This window comes from Devosia sp., assembly GCF_036676215.1.
In the GTDB taxonomy this organism is placed as follows: Bacteria; Pseudomonadota; Alphaproteobacteria; order Rhizobiales; family Devosiaceae; genus Devosia.
Window position 1 is genome coordinate 1 of the sequence record NZ_JAKFDJ010000227.1, and the last position, 2,243, is coordinate 2,243.

A 2,243-nucleotide genomic window follows, 5' to 3' on the forward strand; every position below is an offset into this window, starting at 1 on the left:
CTCCTCGAACGAGCTGATGAGCGGCATTGCCAAGGACAGCCGCGAGCAGGCCGGCGCGATCGAAGAGGTCAACACGGCCGTGCGCACCATGGACGAGATGACCCAGCACAATGCGGCGCTGGTCGAAGAGATGAACGCGGCCATCGAACAGACCGAGGCACAGGCCACCGAACTCGACAGGATTGTCGATATCTTCGCCATCACCGAAACGGCCCCAGCCCAGCGGCGGCAGGCCCGGAGCGAACCGTCCCCCGCCACCCCGGCCAAGGGCGTGGCCGATGGCGCCCGCGGGCTGCAGCAAAAGCTCAAGTCCGTCGCCAAGTCCTATCTCAGTCACGGCAATGCCGCGATCGACAAGGACTGGAGCGAGTTCTAGTTCAGCCGCCATTGACGAGCTATCCCGGGGCGTTGGGCGCCCTGATTGTTTGGTGCGCGCGATCCTACCATACAAGATCAATGGGTCGTTAAGGTCCCACGACTATAGTTGCGCGCAAATAGATGTCAGCTTGGCCGGGGGATGCGAGCAGATGATGCGGAACAGCACTGGATTTTGGGGCAATATCAGACTGACAACGGCCATTTCGGGCCTGGTGCTGATGAGTATCGTCGTCACCATCGCCGCCTATACAGTTAGTGGCTACGTCGATCTGCGCCGGCAATCAGTCAACCAGAGTGTCAGTCAGCAAGCAGCCAATCTGCAGGTTGCTGGCACGATCCTGGAAAAACGGCTGTCGGGTTCGGTGCTGACCTGGGCGGAGAATGGCGATATTGCCGCCTTCCAAGCCTATTCACTTCCATTTTTCCATGACACTGCCGCCGTCGATTCGGTGAGCCGGATCACCAAGGGAGCGGCGGCCATCTTCGGGTTGGACGCGGCCACCGGGCAGTTCATGGCGAAATCCACCAGTTTCGAGCTGCCCGACGGTGAGCGGGCCGTCGGCTTTGCCATCGACCCTGCCTCGGCCGAACATGCGGCACTCATGGAAGGGCAACCCTATTTTGGTGAAGTGATCATGCAAGGCGTTCGTTTCCACGGAGCCTTCCAACCCTTTACCGACTTGAAGAACAACCCGCTGGGCGCCTTCTTCGTAGGTAGCGATGCGGCTGTGGCGGAAGCGGCGGCCAATGGATCGTTGCCCGGCATGCTCGGCGTGGGGCTGGTGCTATTGGTGGTGCTGGGCGGCATCTGTCTGCTGGTCTCACGCCAGCTGACCCGGCCTATCCCACGCATTGCAGGCGCGATGCAGGCGATCGCCGACGGCGACTATGCCACCGAGGTGCCGTTCGTCGAGCGTCGCAACGAGTTGGGCGACATGGCGCGCGCTGTGGAAGTGTTCCGCGACAACGGCTTGCGCGTCAGCGAGATGACCGAGGCCGAGGCTGCCCGGATCATCGCTGATCAGGCAAACCGGCAGCAGATGATGAGCGCGTTGCAGAGCGCCTTTGGTCAGGTGGTGGACGCCGCCGTTGCTGGCGATTTCAGCGGTCAGGTGACAACGGAGTTTCCCGATCCAGAACTCAACGGGCTGGCTGGCAGCGTCAATACGCTGGTTTCGAACTTCAATCAGGGCGTGTCCGAGATCGGGACCGTACTGGGGGCGCTGGCCAATACCGACCTGACCAAGCGCATGGAGGGCGAGTATGAAGGTGCCTTCGCCACGCTGAAGTCCGACATCAATGCGGTGGCCGACAAACTGACCGATGTGGTGGGGCAATTGCGCGATACATCGCGCACCCTCAAGACGGCGACGAGCGAGATTCTGAGTGGCGCCAATGATCTCTCCGAACGCACCACCAAGCAGGCGGCGACGATCGAGGAGACCTCGGCGACGATGGAGCAGCTGGCCTCGACGGTGTTGCAGAATGCCGAGCGCGCCAAGGAAGCCAGTACGGTGGCTTCGACGGTGACCCGCACCGCCGAAGAGGGCGGGCAGGTGATGCATCAGGCGACCGAAGCCATGGAACGGATCACCCAGTCGTCGGGCAAGATTTCCAACATTATCGGGCTGATCGACGACATCGCCTTCCAGACCAACCTCTTGGCGCTCAACGCCTCGGTTGAGGCGGCGCGTGCAGGCGATGCCGGCAAGGGCTTTGCGGTGGTGGCGGTGGAAGTGCGCCGGCTGGCACAATCGGCGGCCAATGCGTCATCGGAAGTCAAGGTGCTGATCGAGCAGTCGGCGGGCGAGGTCAAGGGTGGCTCCAGGCTGGTGCTCGATGCCGCCAGCAAGCTCGAGGCCATG

At 62.2% G+C, this 2,243-nt stretch carries 1 protein-coding gene and 1 pseudogene; both read left to right on the top strand.

The genetic code is table 11. From position 1 onward, the window contains the following. Positions 1 to 376, top strand: a pseudogene (locus V6M52_RS19450) (methyl-accepting chemotaxis protein); the annotation flags it as partial. Between the two features lie 151 nt (positions 377 to 527). After that, a partial coding sequence (locus tag V6M52_RS19455; protein WP_332702648.1) for a methyl-accepting chemotaxis protein occupies positions 528 to 2,243 on the top strand: 1,716 nt, incomplete at its 3' end.